The following is a 20,564-nucleotide window of genomic DNA, read 5'->3' as shown; positions in this document are numbered from 1 at the left end:
GCTATATTCTCTCCTTTGTGTTTCCATTCTGACGTTTCAGGATTAGCTGCAACAAGATGATTGCCATGAAGAACGTAATTCCGTCCGAAACCAAGTAGGTAAACCATAAGCCCTGTAGTTCGAATAACCAAGACAAAATATATAATGTAGGTAGCGCAATCAGTACGATACTCATCACTGGAACAACAAATGCAAACAAAGCTTTTCCTGTAGATTGAAAATAGGCAGCCGTAATGGTCAGAGCTCCCATGAAAGGAAACGATAGAGCGATGAATTGTAAAGCTGTTATACCGATTGAAACAATGGGTTCTTCATGAATAAAAATACGAATCAATTCTTTGGGTATAAGGAGACAAACAAGCATAATAAACAGACCATATAGCACTCCAGCTAATAGGGACAAATGTGTTGCTTCTCTCATCCTTTTGTGTAATCCAGCCGCATAATTAAAACCAATGATCGGTTGCAAGCCCTGTACAATTCCGCTAATAGGCATATACAAAAAAGATCTCAACCGGCTAACGATACCAAAAGCACTGATTGCCTCTGGACCACCAAAAGCTCCAAGTCTGTGATTAAATGCAATTAAAAAAATACTGTTACATATTTGAGATAGTAATGCGGGAGAACCAATACTAAGAATCTCTCCCATGAGTCGTGGCTTCACTTGAAAATGACGTCGTTGTATCGAAAATACATGCCTTTTGGATAAGAAATAGTAATACATACATAAACCCATGGAAACCATTTGAGAAATTACAGTAGCTATCGCAGCCCCTTCGACTCCCATATCAAAGTAGAAGATAAACAAAGGGTCTAGAATCAGGTTCACAATTGCAGAAACCGTCCATTGAATGATCGAAAATCGAATGTTTCCTTCTGCCCGAATAAGTGAGGAAAAACCGGTTGCTGTTATAGCTCCAATCAGTATGATTTGTGTATATCCTTTAGCATAAGGCATCAAGACATCATCTACCGCTAGAAGCTCTAACAACGGATTCAGCAACAGCAAGCCCAGGACCGAGAATATGGACGAGATCATCCAGAAGAATAACAAAGTATTACCAACCGTTGAGGCTGCTTTTTCTGGATCATTCTTGCCTAAAGCTCGGGATATGATGGAAGCACCACCTGCCCCAACCGTGCTTGCAAAAGAACCGATAATTAACATGATGGGCGTAGATAGTGCAACCGCGCCTGCCGCATATGCACCAACGCCTACTGCAACGAAATAGGTATTGATTAGCGATTGGAAGCTATACAGCATAACCGACAGAGTGGTTTGAGAGCAAAAGCTTAGCAATAGCTTTGATATGGGGTCCTTTGTTAATTTTTCTGTCTGACTTCGATCCATGCGAAACTCCCTTTCAATTTTCTTGCCTAATAAATAATCCTCCCTCTGAAAATTCTTAAACCCTCACGTAAATTCAATTTTATTGATACTTGTTAGCGCTTTATATATAATTATTGATTGAAAATATCACTTTATTAACAGAATGTTAACGGAATGTGGTGAACCTCATCAAAAATTTAATTATTCCTGTTGATCAGGATCTAAACAGCACAATTAAACTCAATCCAACGTTCCCCTTCTTACTTTCCCGAGATGATTTAAGTGATTATGTGGGTGGATTCGTTAACTGGCATAAACAAACGGCAGTGGAAATTTCTATTGTTTTAGAGGGGAGTATTCATGTGAAAGTTCTTGAACATGAAGAAACGATGGAAGTTGGGGATGGATTCTTAATCTTGCCTGAGCGACTACACACATTAAAGCCAAACAAAGGTGCTAAAGTCGTCAAATATTTCACGTTTATATTTGAACCTGCCTTATTGACTGGGTTTAAGGGTAGTTTCTTTGAGCATGCCTTTTATTTGCCAGCCTTAAGTAAGAAAGGAACCTTTTATAAGTTCAACATGCAAGATAAATGGACACACCCCATATTTGAGCAAATGAAGTGGGTCTATGACCATGAGTCTGAGAATAACCCTGCTTTCCAATTAAATGTACAGCGGATCGTTCAAGATGTATGGATTATTCTATGGAACAATCTATTGTCCAAGGAAGAAGAAGGCAGTCGTAAATATCATAATGCTCGAATTCTGGAAATGATCGAATACCTGCATAAGAACTACACTTCGAAGTTTTCCTTAACGGATATGGCCACACATTGTAATGTGAGCCGAGGAGAATGCTGTCGCTATTTCAAGAAAATGATGCACATAAACATATCCGATTATCTGATGGAATTTCGGGTTTCAAAAGCTGTTGAACTTTTAGAATGTACAGATCTTGCCATCTCTGAGATCGCTGAATCAGTAGGATTCAGTAGTCAAAGTTATTTTATCGAATCATTCAAGAAAAAAATGAAGCTCAGTCCCCTAGCATACAGAAAATTTTTAAGGGGGAAATCCAACGGCAATAGCTTTATTCAGTGATTGCTGCCCTTTGTTGTCATAAGCTTTCCCTTAGTGGACATTAAAAGGTAAAAGTAGTGGAGCTTGTAACATATAAAAAACTGGAATAGTTGGATCACTCAGCATTCTGAGTTCCCAATTACACAGGATTCGGTATATTAACTTGCATTTATAAACCGATCGGTTTATACTGATGCAAACGGTATAGAAAGCGAGGAAAATGTAATGAATAATTTAACTCCCCCATTCACTCGTGAGACAGCAATCCAAAAAACGCGTGTGGCCGAAGACAGCTGGAATAGCCGCGACCCTCAGCGCGTCTCACTTGTGTATACTGAGGATTGTTACTGGAGAAATCGGAGCGAATTTATAACAGGCCGCCAAGAAATTGTCTCTTTACTAACTAGAAAATGGGCCAAAGAACTGGACTACCGCCTGATCAAGGAGCTTTGGTCATTTACGGATAACCGTATTGCCGTTCGATTCGCATATGAATGGCATGATGATAGTGGCAATTGGTTCAGATCGTATGGAAACGAGAATTGGGAATTCGCTGACGACGGCTTGATGAAGCGCAGATTTGCTTCGATTAATGACATGCCGATTAAGGAAGAGGAACGAAAATTTCATTGGCCTCTCGGTACGCGCCCCGCTGAACACCCAAGCCTAAGTGAGTTAAACCTATGACTCGCACTGTTTTTGAAAAATCTGATGTCATCCCTCTCATTACCGAGGTATTTCGTGAATTAGGTTATGAGGGGGCATCTTTAAGTAAAATTACTGCCCGGACGCGTCTATCTAAAGGAAGCTTATATTATTTCTTTCCGGGTGGAAAAGATGAGATGGCTGCTGAAATTCTTGCTCATATTGATCAATGGTTTATCAAGAACATTTTTGAACCGCTCGAACAGAATGAACCGCGGGCAGCCATTGATCGTATGTGGCAAGAGGTCGATTCTTATTTTCAATCGGGTCAGCGTATATGCCTTATTGGTGCATTCGCATTGGACGAAACAAGAGATCGATTCGCTGCAGTTATTCGGCAGTATTTTATACGATGGATTGAAGCCTTAAGCGCGGCATTAGTTCAAACAGGTATCTCTAAAGAGACAGCCGACCAAATTTCAGAGGAAACCATCGCAAGTATTCAAGGGGGATTAATTCTGAGTAGAGCACTTCATGATGAATCCTTTTTTGAACGTACGTTGGCAAATCTGTCTCAACGAGTCTCAACTTATGTTTCTAAAAGCAACACTGGTCACTGACACAAAAGTATTTTTAGTAAAACTAGCGGAATTTCTTCACTCAAAAAAACAAGTGATTTTTCCTTACGATTTCATTAGCAACTTTATGGGAGGTCAATATCATGAGCAATGTTGTCGCAGATCAATTGGGTTTTGTTCGCCGTCAGGCAGTTGAATATGTGAGGAATATAAATGATTCTGCCTCGGAAATCATTCCGCCAGGTTTGAAAAACAATATAAAATGGAATCTAGGTCACATGTATGTTATTCATGAGAAGTTCGCATTCCAACTTACTGGGGAAGAAACCACATATCCTGCTAATTTTAGCAAGTTGTTTGATCCAGGAACTAAACCGTCTGACTGGAATATAGAGCCCCCAACGTTGTCTCAAATAATCGATTTGTTAACTGAACAAATTGAGAGGGTTGAATCGGTACTTTCAAACAAATTGAAAGAAGAAATCAATCCTCATTACAAGTCTTCTACAGGACTTATCTTTACAAAAGTAGAAGAATTTCTGGGTTTTCTGATTTACCATGAAGCAATGCACTTTGCAACAATTAAAAATATCAAGAGCATAATTGACAGTTAGGATAAGCAAAGAATTTGTTAAAACGAATGTCTCGCCTTGAAATACTGAGTTATCTTATTACATTATTAGTAGTGTCCCTTCGCTAAACGAACAAACCGACCTTAAATTCGACTAAAAATCGGATTAAGTTCGGTTCTTTTTTATAACTTCACCATTCTAATCGAAATAGGAACATGATTTCTCGGCAATCGGTACTAGTTTTTGTCCCTCGACAAGGAGACCATATTGCTTAAATGTAAACAATTCATGAGCCTCATTCTTAAACCGATAAACTCGCCTTCAGTATTCTTGAACGAAAATCCCCACAATGACGTATTGAATCATTGTGGGGACATCTATTGACTACCTGTTGAATTCAGACAGGTTTTAGTTTTTTCAAGCCAGCCTAGCCGCTTCCACCTTATAATGTACGAAACATGTAGCCGTATCCCCATAAGGTCTGAATGAATTCACTGCCCTTCGGATAATCAAAGAAGGACAGCTTCTCCCTTAATCGTTTGATATGGGTATCCACCGTTCGATGATCGTAAATCTTGTGATGGGTTGACTTCCATACTTCCCTTAGCAATTCCTCACGTGAAAAAGCCTTTTCCTGATGCGTAACTAGAAAATAGAGCAGATCGTATTCTTTTGGCGTCAGGTGGACTTCGTTGCGTTGTACAAGAACACGCCTGGCTAAAGGCTGAATCACAATCTCGGCAATCAGAATTTCGTTGCTTGAGGACGAATTGAAATCGAAAATATACGTCCCTTGGGTGCGAGCCATAATACTTCGGATACGTAATACGACTTCCCTCGGACTGAAGGGTTTGACCACGTAATCATCAGCCCCTGCCTTAAAACCTTCGATTCGGTCCTTTTCTTCCGAGCGCCCAGATAGCATCATAATTGGAATACCCAGGTGATTGTGTTTCACGTATTTGCAGATCTCAATACCACTCATATCGGGCAATAACCAATCCAGCACCATGAGATCGTATTCCCCATCGGTCAAGTAGCAATTTCGAATGGCTTGTCCGCCACTGTCGGCCTCTTCTACAATGAAGCCCTCATTTTCCAAATATTTTTTCAGCAGCATTCGGATTCGTGTTTCGTCATCTACCAGCAAAATTCTTTTATGCCTAAAGACCATGTCTCACCACCTCCATTCAGATTTGTTACCCTGCAGCTTCTCCAATCATTTGCAGCTCAATTTGCTTCATTTCATAAAAATATCCTTTCTTCTTCATCAACTCCGTATATGAACCCATTTCCACAATACTACCTTGCTCAATGACCACAATCCGGTCCATTCCTTCCAAACCGATAAGCCGATGACAAATCAGTAGAAGTGTACCTCCATCCGCTTGTTCGTACAGATGCTTCATGACGCGTTGTTCTGTCACGTAGTCCAGCGAAGACGTCGGTTCGTCCAATAACCATAACCGCCCTTTGCGCAGCATGGCCCGCGCCATAGCCAAACGCTGCTTCTCGCCGTCCGATAAGTTCTCTCCTTTTTCAAACACTTTATCCGTTAACGTCATCATCGGTAACTGCACTCTAGTGAGAATGTCTAATAACGTATCGTCAGCATGTTCTTCTCCATCGACCAACAGATTATCCCGGACCGTTCCCCGGAAAAAATGGCTTTGCTGCAACACTACATTTGCCGTTTCCCAAACGCTCTCCTCATCCAGGTCTTTGACCGAAACACCGTTTAACCGCACATCGCCAGCCGTTGGTGCACGCAGTTTGAGCAGTAATTCGAGCAGAGTCGATTTACCAGAACCGCTTGGTCCAACAATCGCTGTTTTGGAACCCGGTGGAATGTTCAGGGAGATGTCCTTGAGTGCTGGCCTCCATTCCCCTTCAAATTGAAACGTCACATCAGATAGCTCCACGGAAACAGGATAATCATTAGACAATGTAGAGCTTGAGCGCAATGACTGCACAGCAGAAGGCGGTACTGTTTCCGCCAATCGTTTAGCTGCATGCTCACTATCTTGCTTATACGCAGGTAGTGTGGCCATCGCCGCTGCTTCTTCAAAGACGGTTAACGAGGCCATCACCAGCATAGCCAGAAATACCCCAGCAAGAGCCCCGTCCATAATCAAATAGGCTCCAAGGACCAGCACACCCCAGGAAATAAGAAACGTAACAAATGCATGTAGGGATTGTCCGCGCAACAAATGTCCGGCTGCTCGTTGCTGTTCGCTCGCCAACACAGCGGAAGTCTGCTGAAGCTGCTGCTCCCGCTTGGCCAATTGCCCATAAACTTTTAAATCCCGGAAACCATATAACACCTCTGTTACTTCCGTGGACAGCAGCGCTCGCTGCTCGCGAACACGCCCATGCATTTTCCGTTGTCCAAGCAGTACAATACCTGGTACAACCAAGGCGGTTCCCAACATCCCGAGAACAAACAAGCACGCGATCCAAAACGAAAAGGAAGCAGTAAACAGTATAGTGGCCAAAAAGACCATGACAACGATGATAGGCGGATAAGCGACACGCAAAAAATAATGTTGTAAGCTTTCCACATCCCCAACGATACGCGCAAGCAGATCCCCGCTTCTATTTTTGTTTAATATCCCAGGCGTTAACGGAACCAGCTTGGCAAAAAAAGAGGTGCGTAAACGGCTAAGCATAGAAAACGTCGCTCGGTGAGAGTACAAGCGTTCTCCGTAACGACTAGCCGCTCGAAGGAATCCAAGCAATTTGACCAGTGATGTGAGCACAATTAAGGTATATAGCGGTGGGGCAAATACCGTTTGCGAAATCATATATCCACTCGCGGAAAAGAGGGCCACACCGGCTATACCGGCAATAAATCCACCCAAAATCGAGAAGATGATATCCTTCCGCTCTCCCATCATTGCTTTTGACAAAATAGCTAACTCGCTCATGCTGACCCCTCCTTTCGTTGAACGTTGACCATTTCGGCATACAGAGGCAAGCATTCCAATAGCTCGTCATGGCTTCCTGAAGCTACTACCTCTCCATCATCCATAAACAAAATCTTGTCGGCCTGTCGGATCGTATATAAACGGTGAGCCACCGTAATCATTGTTGCCGTCTTGGCTAAGATCGCAATAGAACGTTGTAATACGCGTTCAGTGTGCAAATCAAGTCCCACCGTAGGCTCGTCAAACAATATAATGGCCGGTCGCTTTAAAAAGGCTCGTGCCAAGGCAAGACGTTGCTTTTCCCCACCGGACAGCCCGCGGCCCCCTTCACCTACGAAGGTATCAAATCCATGTTCCAATAGCGCGGCAACCGTCGCAAGTCCTGCTTCCTCAGCGGCCTGTTCGATTTCAGCCCTGGTGACGTCACGACCAGCAGCAATCGCGATATTTTCGGCGAAGGTGCCTGAAAAAATATACGGATGCTGCGTAATGTAGCTAACATGTTCAAACCATACGGACTCATCATGCTGTGAGAGAGGTTTTCCATTCACCATGATTTGCCCCGACGTCGGTTTTAACAAACCAGCAATGAGATTCAACAAGGTCGTTTTACCAGATCCGCTTTTTCCAACAATGGCAATGTGTTCTCCTGGTCCAACCGAAATTCGTTCAGCTTGAAGTTCGAATGAACTCGATCCATACTGAAACCGGACATTATTAAGTTCTATGGAGAGTGGCATTGAAATTGGTTCGGCAGGAGAGCCATAGTGTTCTTCTGGATGTACCAACAGCTCGTCAGCATCGCTAGAGTATTTTCCTTCTGGATTTGTATGCAGCGTAATTTCACTAGCTGAGGTTTCCGCAAGCATCTTTTCAATCCTGCGTACCGCTCCCATACTTGTTCTCCCGCTGTGAAAAGCCGTTCCCATATTCTTCAACAGACTATAAAACTCCGGGACAAGCAGTAATACGAGAAAAGCTGTGTGGAACGACATCGTTTTGAAAACAAGCAACTGAATAGCCAGTTCTAGAGCAACAATACCAATACTTAACATGACGATCGATTCCAGCATGAACGTATTCGTAAACGCAACCCTCAAAATACCCATGGTTGCATCCCGATATCCTAGGCTGCTGCGTTCAATGACCTGCTGCTGACGCCGAGCCCGTCCAAATATTTTCAATGTAACCAGCCCTTGAAGCGAATCCAGAAACGTTCCCGAAAACTCGGCCAGTTGCGCATATTTTTCTTCGGATTTATTTTTCGTTTTGAGCCCCACCAGGATCATGAATAGGGGGATAAATGGAGCAGTAAACAACAGGATAAAGCCAGAGTTAGCATGTTGGAAAAACGTAACGATCAAAATCAGAATCGAAATCATTGCGACTTCCACCATACGAGGCATGTATTGACTGAAATAACTGTCAGCCTCATCGACAGCATCCAGCGCAAGGCTCACCTTTTCCCCGGTTTGTCCGCGAAGGGCTAAAGGCATAGAATTCTGGGTCAATTGCTTCAACACGTCTGCTCTCATGTTCGTCTTGGCAGTGGCAGCCATAACTAATCCGATTCTGCCGTTACCATAAGATAATAGTGTGCGTATAGCCATAACGACTAACAATACACCGAGCAACCCGGCAACCGATGAAATGGAGACTTTCTCCACGAATATCATTTGGACAGTTTCGGCCAGCAATGTGGCCTGACTTATAATAGCTACGCCCAGCGCAAGCGAAATAACTACGAGGTAAACGAGACGTTTTCGTTGCCTAGACATTTGCTGCGCGATCAAGCTTGTTTCTTTTTTCACATAACTCCCCTCCTCTAGGTAAGACTCCTACAAGGAATCTTACCTCACGTACAGTAATCATTGATCAGCTTACTTTTTTCCTTTCACATAGTCCGCGTCAAACAGGAAAAGTCTGAACACCAGAAATAGAGAAGGAATCAACAAACACATGCCGCCGATAAACACAACAACTAGTGCGAAACCCATCGATGGTGAAGTGACGCTGCTCTGTATCGTAATATACGGGTCAAGGATATAAGGATACTGCCCAATCCCGTAAGCGAAAAAGGCGCATAAAAATTGCAGCATAATGCATATGAATGCTAAGCCATAGCGGCGCCCGCTATATAACAGCCACATTGCAATCATAAAGAAAGCAACAGAGAGAGCAAGCAGCCACCATAAATCCATCATATTTTGAAAATGTCGCTCATTGTGTTGACCCAAATAGATAAATGCAGTAAGTGCAATGATAATAGTCGGCGTGCTCCAGAATAGTGCATAGGTTCGCATCAGTTTTAATGCGCCTTGATCCTCTGCCCGGGAAGCGTAAAAGGCCAGAAATGCTCCACTTATGAACAGCACGGACACAATCGCCAGACCGACAATGCTCCATGATAACGGATTGGTCAATAGCGCCCAGTAATCCAGAGAAACCGACTCACCCTGCTGCAAGATAAAGCCACCCTCAGACAGTGTCAAGGCTACTGACAACGACGCCGGAATAAGCAAACCCGATGCTCCGTACAAAAACAGATATACGATGTTATTTTTAGATCCATAATTTTCAAAAGCATAGAACGAACCACGAATGGCAAGCAAAATGACCGCAATGCTTCCTGGGACAATCAGTGCCGAACCATAGTAGTACGCCGTATCTGGAAAGAATCCGATGATGCCAATGTAAAAGAAAACAAAAAATACGTTGGTGATCTCCCATACGGGTGATAAATAACGCGAAATCAGGCGATTAATCAGATGATCTTGCTTCGTCAATCGGGCATAAAAGGCAAAGAAGCCTGCTCCGAAATCAATGGAGGCCACAATTAAATATCCGTACAGAAACAACCAGAGTACCGATATTCCAACCAACTCGTAATTCATTATGAGCGTCCCCCGTTTACTGTGGTTTTATCGCCCGCATGCTGTTTCCATTTCTCCATCTCGGTTTCCACGGGATTATTCCTGAACAAGCGCCGAAGCACGAAAACGCAAACGGTGCCCAGTACGATGTACAGGAGAAGGAAAAGGAAAAATAGAATTCTCACACTTGGCGAGGTCGTAGCGGCCTCTTCCACGCGCATATACCCTCTTAGGATCCATGGCTGACGTCCAAGCTCGGCGTAAAACCAACCTAATTCAACGCCTAGAAAAGCAAGCGGCGCGCTTAGAGCAATCACTCGAAGTAACCACTTGTTGAACTCATTTCTCTTATTCCAAAATACAAACAGGAAATACAACAATGAAATGCCGAGCAAAGCGAATCCGATGCCTGCCATCAAGTCAAACAAATAATGCACCAAAAGTGGTGGTTGTTCGTCCAGAGGAAATTTATTTAGACCGGTTACTTCCGCATTGAAATCACCATACGCCAGAAAACTGAGAAGTTTAGGCAGGTGAAGTGCGCCTATAATTTCATGCTCGGCATTAAGCCAACCCAACAGAATCAAATCCGCGCCGCTTTCGGTCTCAAAATGCCATTCCGCTGCGGCCAGTTTTTCCGGCTGGTGCTCAGCCAAAAATTTGGCAGATACATCTCCGGCTAATGTATTGAGCAATCCAAACACCATAACAACAGCCATCATAAGATTCAGTGCTTTTTTGTGGTATCCAGATACACCCTTACGAAGGATTGTAAAAGCTGCAATTCCTGCTAACAGCGCAGCTCCTGTTAAATAGGCTGAGCTTAATACATGGAACACCTTGGAGAACGTTGCCGTATTGAGCATCGCTTGCACCGGGTTAACGGCGGTGAATACTCCTCCTTCCATCGTGAATCCCTCAGGCTGATTCATAAATCCGTTTACCGTCGTAATAAATACCGCAGACATGCCTGCCCCTGCCACAATGGGAATCGTTAGCAACCAATGCTTGTAAGGATTTTTGAATCGGTCCCACGTGTACAGATAAATGCCCAAGAAAATCGCTTCAAAAAAGAACGCGAACACTTCCATAAATAGTGGAAGCGCAATAACATTCCCTGCCAGCTTCATAAAATTCGGCCACACTAAGGCCAGCTGCAGTGAAATCGCCGTGCCTGTCACAACCCCAACGGCTACGGAAATGACAAACCCTCGAGACCACCTTTTGGCCATCAGTATGTAGTGGGGATCTTTCTTGCGGATGCCGATGAACTCGGCTATCGCAATCATTAGTGGGACACCGACGCCTAGCGTCGCGAAAATAACGTGAAATCCCAAAGTCATTCCTGTCACCAGCCTGCTCCACAGCACTGTATCAATGTCCATCTGATTACTGCCTCCCTTCAAAAATCGTCAATCAATAGCAAGATAATACACATGCCTAAGGTGACTTCTCCGTGTTTACATCTAATAGCAGATTCAGCCAAATTCAACAGACAGATTCGTTACCTTGTGTTCATCACTCATCTACTTCACACCTAGAAAGAGAAAAATTTCACAAAGTAAGCGGCAAGAATGATACCCGCTCCCTCAGTCTTCCTAACCTGTTGTTTGAATATGCTTGAAACATGGCAGAATCTGATATTTAAAATTATTATATCTTTGTCATTTAGCATTTCAATTGTGGTCACGCCTTTGCCCCTAAACGTTCAAGAAAGGATCAATTCTTTCTGACATCTCGGTGAATAACACAAAAACCACCCAATAGAGCTATTGATTGATTAAGCTTTACGTGATGAGCCTTTACTCTAACTTCTTATTTCATGGACCATAAAGTGCTTGCTCCTCAAGTGGAGTAGCTTTATTTTAATTTTCACCAGTTAAACAGTCACTTGCGCGGCTCTACATATTCAATAAAACTACCATCAGGATGTTGAACAAAAATGCTTGGACCAATAGGGCCATGCTGATCCCTTAGTATAAGGGTATTTTGTTTTTTTAATTCTTCCTTTAATTCGTTCATGGAATCAACATACACCACAGCACGGAGTGATCTGGCAGGCTCCATGGCCTCATACAATAAGACAAACGCTATAAGCGCCGTAATGAAGATTTAGTTAACACACACGCCGACCACGAGCTGGGATCGGCTTAATAAAGATTGATAGAAAACACTTCTTGTTTCCAATATCGAAAAGTCCCTTTTTCCTCTAATGAATAGAATAAATAATGGTTGCCCCTCAAAAATATGTGGGCAACCATTATATTTGTAACATGTAGATTTTGAAGTTGTCCTGATTCTACTTTTCTAGGTTTGTCAGCAGTCGGTAAATGACTGTCACCGCTTGCGCACGTGTAGTCTGACCATTCGGGTCAAAGCGGCCATCCGGCATACCTGTAATTAAACCACCCTTACGAACAGCCTCTATTGCTGCCGAGGATTCCGATGAAAGATTCTCTAAATCAACAAATTTCACAGAATCATCTTCCCCTTCAGTTGGCAACGTAACATTCAAATTGCCTGCAAGCCGATAAATCATTACGGCCATTTCATCGCGGGTAATTGGCTCATTGGGACCAAAGCTACCATCTGCTTTCCCTCTAACAATGCCCAGCTTATGAGCACTTGCGATTGAAGTGCTATACCATGCGCCTTCTTTAATATCGCTAAATGCAGTTGTTGTTGTTTCATCCAACAAATCGAATGAGTTCATCAGCGTTTTGAGGAACTCTGCGCGGGTTACTTGAGATGCCGGATTGAAATCTCCAGATCCCGTTCCCTCAACAGCTCCTCTTGCTGCAAGGGCTTCAATGCCTTCCACAGCCCAGTTCACATTGATCAAGTCCTTGAAGGAAACGTTTACGCCAAGTACTCCGAACATGCCGCTTTGCTGCATGTTAAACTCAAACATTTTAGTGGATGCATCATACTTACCACCGACTACAGCTTGGGCTATACCGGCATCGTTCAGTGTAAATGCAACCACTTGATGCCCTTTTATCCCTTCCTTCAACTGATAAAGCATGGCTAGTCTAAGACCTTTTCCATGTAGTTCTTTCGAAGAAAAACTTTTCCCATCTGCATTCACTGTGATGTTGCTAACCAAGTCTGCTTCAAGAAGTTTTCCAGCTTGTTTTGGCAACTGGCTTGGTTCGACGGCTTCAAAGACCACACCCAGATTAGTGACGTCCCTAATCGTAGTTAGGAATTGATGAGGTATCGTCAACACGGTTGATCCCATTTCAATTTTCACACTGGTTAAAGACTTCGTCGTACTAAGCGTCTTCCACGGAAGCAAGGCTTCGACTTGTTGTATTTCCAAATCTTTTTGGATGACAATGGTTAACTTCCCGTCCTTCATATCCTCCAGCGCTGCTTTAATATCATTCTCTGTAAGTTGAACTTTGACCTTACTATCTTTGCCGGTGGCAGCTGCTTTTACTTCGATTCTGCCTTGGCTCACGGTAACTGGCGTAAGCTCTTTTGGATTCGTAGGTGCAGGAGCTGGTGATGGAACTGGTGTTGGAGCCGATGGCGATGGGCTTGGAGTCGGTGTAGGTGTCGGCAACAGTTTTAATCCCGCAATAGCAGAATCCAGTGCAATAACCGCAGCATCAATGTCAGCCTGTGAAGCGGATCCGCTCGTCAACAATTGTTCGGCAGTGGAGATCTTTTCCGCTAAGATCTGCCAGCTAGCCGCCGTGTAGCGTTCTTGCTTCAACGCCCGTGCTTCATTCAGCTTTGTTTGAAGCGCAGCTGTATTCACTGGCGGATTTTCTGTAACCTTCAGGACAGTGTACGTCTTCGTTGTGATTTGATCAGAACCTGTTAACGTCACTTTGTATCCTGTCTTCAAATCAATGGCCGACGTCAATCCATCAGATTCGTAAACCGCAAATGTCACACTTGCGGGAACGTTTAAGCCCGTTTTAAGTTCCTCAAGCGTTGTCGTTTCAGGAATAACAATTTCCTTGGCTAACTGATCCACAGAACCGCCCGGAATGTTGATTCCTATAATCGTTACATTGTGTTCTTCTACAGGCTCTAGGGCTTCAAAAGCTTCCAGCAACGCTTTGTACGCTGAATCGATATCTCCTTCAGTCGAAGCATCATTATTGTACACGTCACTAGCTAACTGCAAAGCTGTTTGTAACGTTTGCCATTGTTCTGGTGTGCCAACATAGTTCTCTTCGTTCACGGAAGAATCTGATGCTGCATCAATTGCCGCTTTCAGGCGGGATTTATCATATTTGACATAAATACGAAGGCTTGCTCTTAGGTCGGTTCCTTCCACACTGCCAAGCACAACAAAATCAGTTGCAATGGATAGCTTATTTTCGGGGATCTCATCCCATTCGACGTTAACCAGCCCTTTCGTTTTGTCTTCATAGGTCACGGTGACTTGTGAAGGCAACTCCGGCATGATGTTGATGGTCGTATTAACCGATAATGGCTCAATGGCTGTTATCGCACCATGGTCCGTTTGAGGTGGTTCTTCCCCTTCCGGTTTGGCCGAAATAGCACGCCATTCTTTTAAACCGGTGTATACCGAACTGCTTTGGTTTTTCATCGTTAAACGTAATTTGTGGGTCGTGACCTCATTAAAGGTGACTTGGTTGAATTTTCCCTTTTCCATTTTCTTCTCACTAAGTCCGCTTACCGCCACATACTCGCCCGTCTCCTGATCCCAATATTCAAAGTCGTAATCGGCTGGAACCTGTACGCCCCCTCCATCATCATAAAAGTACATTGAACTGCCGGACAGGGTCACAGGCGTTTTCCAGGCATACTCCACCCAATGACTCTGGTTAGACGATCCCCAGTTTCCATATTGCGTTTCGATGTCCGGATTGCCGATGCTGCCAGGGACTAAAGGAATATACCCGTCATTCACCGAGTTCAAAGATTCCCATGCTGATGTATAAGATGCACTCGGCGTAGCTAACAGAGCAGCATTGCGGTAACGAAGACTCTCTTCAGCAAGGCGCACTCGATTCGTCATGGACTGCACTTCATCCAGCGAGTAATCATCTCTTGCAAGAAGTTCCTTGGCTTCAGTTAATGCTTCTTGCAACGCTTGCCAAGACTCCAGTGTAAAGTCATCTGCATTGCGGACAAGTTTGCCCTGTGGCGATACCCGGTCTGCAAACTTAGCAATGACATTAGACAATTCGGCCGTCGCTACAAATACCGTGATGGGTACTTCTACCTTCGTGACTGCTTCCCCGTCACTAACACTCAACTCGTAGACGTATTCGCCTACCGCGCCAAATGTCACATTCAATGTCGCCTGATCCAGTGTCTCTGCCTGCACTGCACCAGTATCGCCTGATATTAGATTCCATGCATAAGTCAAACGTCCGTTTGGCAGACCATCATCTGTAATTACTGGTGCCAACTTCAATGGAGCTCCTTGCTCCACGTTCACCGGCAGGTCTAGTTGCACTTTGGGTGCAAGATTCTCCGAAGGTGTAACGTTCAGGTCGTTATTGTAGATTTGAATTTCCTTAATTCCTGTTGAATAGCCCGATGCATGCGTAAAATGGACTCGGATCGCAGATGTGTTCACAGCACTGAATTCAACATTATTGTAATTAGCGGCCACATAGTTTGGATAACGGAATTGCCCTTCTACAGGCTTCCATGTGGTGCCGTCCGCATCCAAGTATTCCACACCAAACGTTTGCGGAGCTGCATAGCCGTTGGGCCGTCGGTCATTATAGAAGTACACTTTTACGTTATCCACCGTTTGGGCTCCATCAAAATGAAACGTAACGGAATCAGATGGATTTGGCGATCCGCCGAACAACGCAGTATTTGAGGTATGGGTAATGGACGCAATCGTAGACCCGTCTGCCAGTCTGTTCACGTTGGAATTGCTATGGATATAGCTGGATTCAACCGTAGTACCAGCTGCCTTTGCCAGGTTTACGCCGTTATGCTCCACATCAACTCCTGCTTTATTGAACATGTCAACAGCTTTTTCATTGCCTACAAGTGAAGTATCGTCTGCAGAAGCCAAATGAACTGCACGACCAATTTCATAAATAACGTTTGTGTTTGTGTTGTCTCCGACCGCTCCTGGTACGTCTCCGTCCGGTTTTTCTACCTTACCCGTAGCTGTATCAAAAATGATATGCGACATTTCATCCGTAGTCATGACACGTTCGCCATTGATGAACAATGAGTATCCTACAGGGATATCCTTGTAATATGGATCGGTATCGCTATACTTTGCCGGGTCTTGCCACACAATGGACAGATTGGCATCATGGTAGCGCACATTGTCCACGGCGAAATGGTCATATTGGATATCAAGTGGCCATAACTCGATTTTATCGTCCGCTCTTGGCTGAAGGCCTGCCATATCCTCCATGACGGAATAATTCATCATGCCCAGCGTATCGTGGTGAATCCAGGCACGAACCATCTTCCCACTTGGGTTTGGCGGATTTTGTGGTGTCCAAGGCGTACCAAAGAAATAATCTTCCAGCCAGAAAAACTCATTGGAATCCAGGTGATCGGTATTGCCTGGTTCAACCGTATGTAACCAAGCGCCCCAGTCAAACAATGTTTTGTAAGTGTCGGTGTTGATATTCTCCACTGGATAATGACGTAAGGAAGCACGAATCGTATTGATGTAATTCCCAAAGTTGCACCAAGCGAACTGGTCCGTTCCGAACGCGCTTGTCTCTCCATTCTGGAATGCTTCCACACGTTTCATGATACTGTGCTGATCTGCCGTAAAGAATGGGAAAATCGGGTAATAGTTCGGATCACCGTAATCCGATAACTGGGTCAAGTACTTGGATTCGTATCCTGCCTCCCCTTCTTTCGGCACTACACCGAAATTAAACACAAACATATTGTTGTCACGCCATGGATTGAATACATCTTGTTGGTTGATGACTTTTTTGTGCAAAAAGCTGCCTTCGCCGTTCGTATCAACTTCGCCGTCACCGTCAAAATCCGCTTCGTCGTACCACATGTTGTTCAGAATCGCGGTCCGAATTCGCTGTGCCACCTCTTCCATGCGCTTCGCGTTTGCGTCATCCCCAAGTTGTTCGTACATTTGCTGGGTGGCTACTGCGTTTGCATATGCTGTAGATGAACCATCCAAACGCGCATAGTTTCCGTTTCCTTTCCAGTGCATGGACACCGTGTCACCATCATTGCCTGTAATTGGTCCGTGATTGTAATAAACCAAATCAGGATTGGTTCCCCGGAAATGATTCAGTGTGCCCGTCACATCGCTCGCCGAGAAATCAGCGAATTTTTTCAACACCTTTTCTCCGCCACCATAAATCTTGTACGCTTCCCAGCCGACTTGCGAGGTATTTTGCATCATGTCCCATGTCCAGATATTTGGTCGTCCCGGATTGTTTTTGTAATTGGCGTTTTCAGAATACTCGCCTTGGGCAAGCCAAGTCCCGTAAGCATAAGATGGGTCTCGCAGCCACTTCAAATCTTGCATTACCCAGGGAACACTAACTGTGATGCCGTTGTTATAACCCAGCACCCCTTCCATGTTCATCGGGAATTGCCAGTCGTTTCCGGGAATGTTGGCTTCCAGCAAGTTGAAGCGATTGGACCACCAACGGTAATACAGAACCTTCTTCACATTTTCGTCTGGAATATCGATGTAGGGGATATTTTGTGCCCACCATTCGTTATATTCCTTCACCTGATCATTGAAAGCCTTTTCATTATTGCTTGCTTTAAATTCAGCATACTGTGTTTTCGATGCTGGGATTTCTTCCGCCAACCACCCCATGACCACTTTCTCATCCATCGATGTGCCTGCAGGGACTGTAATCTCTTTCACCAAATCATTGCCAACAGGCGTCATGCCATCCCCGCTGAGATGAACGTCAACATGGGACATCGCTTCCACATATTTCTCTCCAGCACGTCCAACCATAATTGGAGCAGCCACCCGTTTGCCGATCAATTCATCTCCCTCAGCTTCGGTTACAAATGGAGATTTGACAGTCATGGTTAACGTAATTGGCGCATTACCGTTATTGCTTAACTTCAGTAGCGTAACTGCACTGTTAGAGGAGGTAATAAATTTGCGCTGGCTGATGTCGAGCCCGCCGCTTTTGTATGTCTGGTCAGCATGGCTAGGGTAGTTTTTACGAGCAGCCTTGTCTTCCACAACGGCACCCGTAGAAAGTGTAATGTTGTACATCGTATCCTTGTTCAGGGTATCCGCATAATGTACGGTCCCGACAAAACCGAGTTGCCGGTTATTCTGCGTTTTCATATACAGTGCGCTTCCCCGGCTGAAGAGAGTGTTGGCACTGCCATCATCATTGTTATCGTCTGGGATGACACCTTCGTTAACCAGCAACTTATCGAGCCATGGTAAGTCGGCATGATCTGCAGCGAATTGGTCAAAATCAAAGTCTTCGATCGCTTTCATCATTTGACCGACAGTTTCCTGACTGAAATCCACGGGCTCGCTTACGATCTGATTGTTCTTCCACGTTGCATCACCATAATCGGTACCTACGCCTTCATGAACAAAGTCTGTCGTATAGTTCGCCGATGCAGGTATGATGCCTGTATTCAAGGTTACGACGGTGGCCAAAGCGGCCACCCACATTTTTGTTGCCCATTTCCTCTTCTTTGTCGCCATTGCTTCGTCTCCTCCTTATTAACCTTTAATTCCCGTCAACGTAATGCCTTCTACGAAATATTTGTTGCCGATCAGGAAAAACACCAGGCAGGGAAGTGTTACGATGAGTGCAAGCGCCATGACCTGCTCATAGTTTGGAATACGCATTCCGTTCACCATGTACAAGCCCATAGGCAAGGTATAATCGGCCTCGGTCTTCAGATAAATCATGGTATAGAAAAATTCATTCCAACAATTGATGAAACTGAATAGGGCAACAACGATCATGGCAGGGCGAATGAGAGGCAGCATGATCCGGTAATAGATGCGGAAATAACCTGCGCCGTCAATTTTAGCCGCTTCACTCAGTTCAGCAGGGATTGTCATAAAAAATTGTCTGAGCAGAAAAACGAAATATGCATTGCCGCCTGCGCAAAAAAAGGCTGGAATAATAAGAGCAGGTTTGCCTGCAAGCCCAAGCGATGTATATAACGAAAATTGTGGAAGCAATGTAACTGCACTAGGTAGCATCATACTGCTGATAACAAGAACAAACCAGGCGCCGCGCATGGGAAAACGTAATTTGGCAAACGCGTATGCTGCAAAGCTGGTCGTGATAACGGTGCCAATGACATACGGAACAACGATGGAGACCGAATTCCATAGCTGCCGCCAGAACTGAATCCGTTCCAGTCCTAGTCTGAAATTCTCAAATCCCAGCTCCTTCGGAAAAAATACAGGTGGTCTGGCCAATATTTCCGAATGACTCACCATTGCCCCGCGTAACAGCCAGTACAATGGAAAAGCAAAAATTAAGGCAAGCAGGAGAGATAACACAATCAAGCCGAAATGAATCGCTCTTCTTCGGTTTTTGGACTGCTTGATGCTCGTATATTTCATCGGTGCAGATACCGTTTCCATCATCTCACCCACTTTCGTTTACCCATAGCATCATCACGTTTGAGCGCGCCTTGAAAGTAAAACAACACGCCCGTAATCACCAAAGTGATCAGAAATACGATCCAAGCTTCCGCCGATGCTAAACCTCGCATCCCCACTTGTACAAAAGAATGGTCGTAGATCATAACGTTGATAAAGTATGTCATTCGGTCAGGTGCGCCGTTTCTCGATAACACCACACTTTGGGTGTAAATCTGGATTGACGTCATCATACACATGATGAGCTGAAAGAAGAGTACGGGTTTAATCGTTGGATAAGTAACTTTCAAAAACTTGTGCCAGGCGTTGCCGCCGTCCATCTCTACGGCCTCCAGCAATTCTCCTGGGACGTCCTGCAACGTAGCGATAAATACAACAATCGTCCCGCCGCATGTCCACAAGCTCATAATAAATAAAGTGTAGAAAATCCGAAGTGGGTCGTTGAGAAAATCCCATGGCGCAATGCCCATTTGTAGTAGAACCCAGTTGACGAGCCCGCCTTTGGCCTGGTTTTGTAATAGCATCTGCCATACTATCGTTGTCGCTAGCATCGGTATGACGGATGGCAGAAAGAAGATAGCTCTTAGCAAATTTCTCCCGATAAACTTACGGTTCAGCAGCAAAGCAACGATCAGGCAGAACACGATAACGAGCGCAACGTTTACAAAGGAATAAACCAGCGTAACCGTAATCGATTTTTTAAATTCAGAGCTCGGATTGCTGAAAATATATCTGAAGTTATCTAGCCCAATCCATTCCATGACCTGACTGCCGCTCATAATCGTAATTTTATGAAAACTGTAATATAAACTGGCGAGCATGGGGTACATCGTCAGCACCAAAAATCCGATAATGGCTGGGGCAGCAAATAGATATCCGGCAATGGCCTCTTTGGTGGCACCTTTTGCAATTTTTCTGGCAGAAACGGTTTTCGAACCGATTTTGCGTTCTGGATTCATGAGCATAGCCTCTCTTTTCGAATTCAAACTTCC

Annotated in this window: 13 protein-coding genes; 4 read left to right on the top strand and 9 right to left on the bottom strand. The window is 44.4% G+C overall.

The genetic code is table 11. The features are described from left to right. Position 1: 1 nt before the first annotated feature. A complete protein-coding gene (locus MH144_RS03300; RefSeq protein ID WP_239297650.1) occupies positions 2–1,354 on the bottom strand; it encodes an MATE family efflux transporter in 1,353 nt (450 codons plus the stop codon). Positions 1,355–1,509: 155 nt separating this feature from the next. Here MH144_RS03300 and MH144_RS30935 point away from each other — a divergent pair, with 155 nt between their 5' ends. From MH144_RS30935 to MH144_RS03280, 4 genes are all read left to right on the top strand, one after another. Next, entirely contained in the window at positions 1,510–2,439 is a 930-nt protein-coding gene (locus MH144_RS30935; RefSeq protein ID WP_239297649.1) for a helix-turn-helix domain-containing protein, read from the top strand. 204 nt (positions 2,440–2,643) lie between these two features. Continuing rightward, entirely contained in the window at positions 2,644–3,105 is a 462-nt protein-coding gene (locus MH144_RS03290) for a nuclear transport factor 2 family protein (RefSeq protein WP_239297648.1), read from the top strand. Further along, positions 3,102–3,683 (top strand): TetR/AcrR family transcriptional regulator, encoded by a 582-nt coding sequence (locus MH144_RS03285; RefSeq protein ID WP_239297647.1) that lies wholly within the window; start codon positions 3,102–3,104, stop codon positions 3,681–3,683. Before MH144_RS03290 ends, MH144_RS03285 begins: the two co-directional genes overlap by 4 nt. Positions 3,684–3,784: 101 nt before the next feature. Beyond that, a complete protein-coding gene (locus tag MH144_RS03280; protein WP_239297646.1) occupies positions 3,785–4,255 on the top strand; it encodes a DinB family protein in 471 nt (156 codons plus the stop codon). A 400-nt stretch (positions 4,256–4,655) separates the two neighbouring features. On the opposite strand, the gene MH144_RS03275 is transcribed toward MH144_RS03280, so the two are convergent. The 8 genes from MH144_RS03275 to MH144_RS03240 all read right to left on the bottom strand — a co-directional run bounded on the left by MH144_RS03275 (position 4,656) and on the right by MH144_RS03240 (position 20,558). Continuing rightward, on the bottom strand, positions 4,656–5,387 hold the full coding sequence (locus MH144_RS03275; RefSeq protein ID WP_239297645.1) for a response regulator transcription factor: 732 nt from the start codon (positions 5,385–5,387) through the stop codon (positions 4,656–4,658). 25 nt (positions 5,388–5,412) lie between these two features. Continuing rightward, the gene (cydC, locus tag MH144_RS03270; RefSeq protein WP_239297644.1) at positions 5,413–7,140 is read right to left on the bottom strand and encodes a thiol reductant ABC exporter subunit CydC; all 1,728 of its coding nucleotides are present in this window, start codon (positions 7,138–7,140) and stop codon (positions 5,413–5,415) included. Beyond that, positions 7,137–8,951 carry a thiol reductant ABC exporter subunit CydD gene (gene cydD / locus MH144_RS03265; protein ID WP_239297643.1) on the bottom strand — a complete coding sequence of 605 codons (1,815 nt, stop codon included), beginning with the start codon at positions 8,949–8,951 and terminating at the stop codon, positions 7,137–7,139. Before cydD ends, cydC begins: the two co-directional genes overlap by 4 nt. A 69-nt stretch (positions 8,952–9,020) precedes the next feature. Continuing rightward, positions 9,021–10,034 (bottom strand): cytochrome d ubiquinol oxidase subunit II, encoded by a 1,014-nt coding sequence (locus MH144_RS03260; protein WP_239297642.1) that lies wholly within the window; start codon positions 10,032–10,034, stop codon positions 9,021–9,023. Next, entirely contained in the window at positions 10,034–11,398 is a 1,365-nt protein-coding gene (locus MH144_RS03255) for a cytochrome ubiquinol oxidase subunit I (RefSeq protein ID WP_239297641.1), read from the bottom strand. Before MH144_RS03255 ends, MH144_RS03260 begins: the two co-directional genes overlap by 1 nt. A gap of 914 nt (positions 11,399–12,312) precedes the next feature. Continuing rightward, positions 12,313–18,654: an S-layer homology domain-containing protein gene (locus MH144_RS03250; protein ID WP_239297640.1), complete on the bottom strand. Its 6,342-nt coding sequence runs from the start codon at positions 18,652–18,654 to the stop codon at positions 12,313–12,315. A gap of 18 nt (positions 18,655–18,672) precedes the next feature. Further along, entirely contained in the window at positions 18,673–19,554 is an 882-nt protein-coding gene (locus tag MH144_RS03245) for a carbohydrate ABC transporter permease (protein WP_239297639.1), read from the bottom strand. Then, on the bottom strand, positions 19,554–20,558 hold the full coding sequence (locus tag MH144_RS03240; protein ID WP_239297638.1) for a carbohydrate ABC transporter permease: 1,005 nt from the start codon (positions 20,556–20,558) through the stop codon (positions 19,554–19,556). The genes MH144_RS03245 and MH144_RS03240 overlap by 1 nt, the downstream gene beginning before the upstream one ends. Positions 20,559–20,564 lie beyond the last annotated feature (6 nt).

The sequence above is a fragment of the Paenibacillus sp. ACRRY genome (assembly GCF_022346995.1).
Lineage (GTDB): Bacteria > Bacillota > Bacilli > Paenibacillales > Paenibacillaceae > Paenibacillus.
The sequence above is the reverse complement of the archived record's forward strand: the minus strand, read 5'-3'. Positions and strand labels throughout refer to the sequence as shown.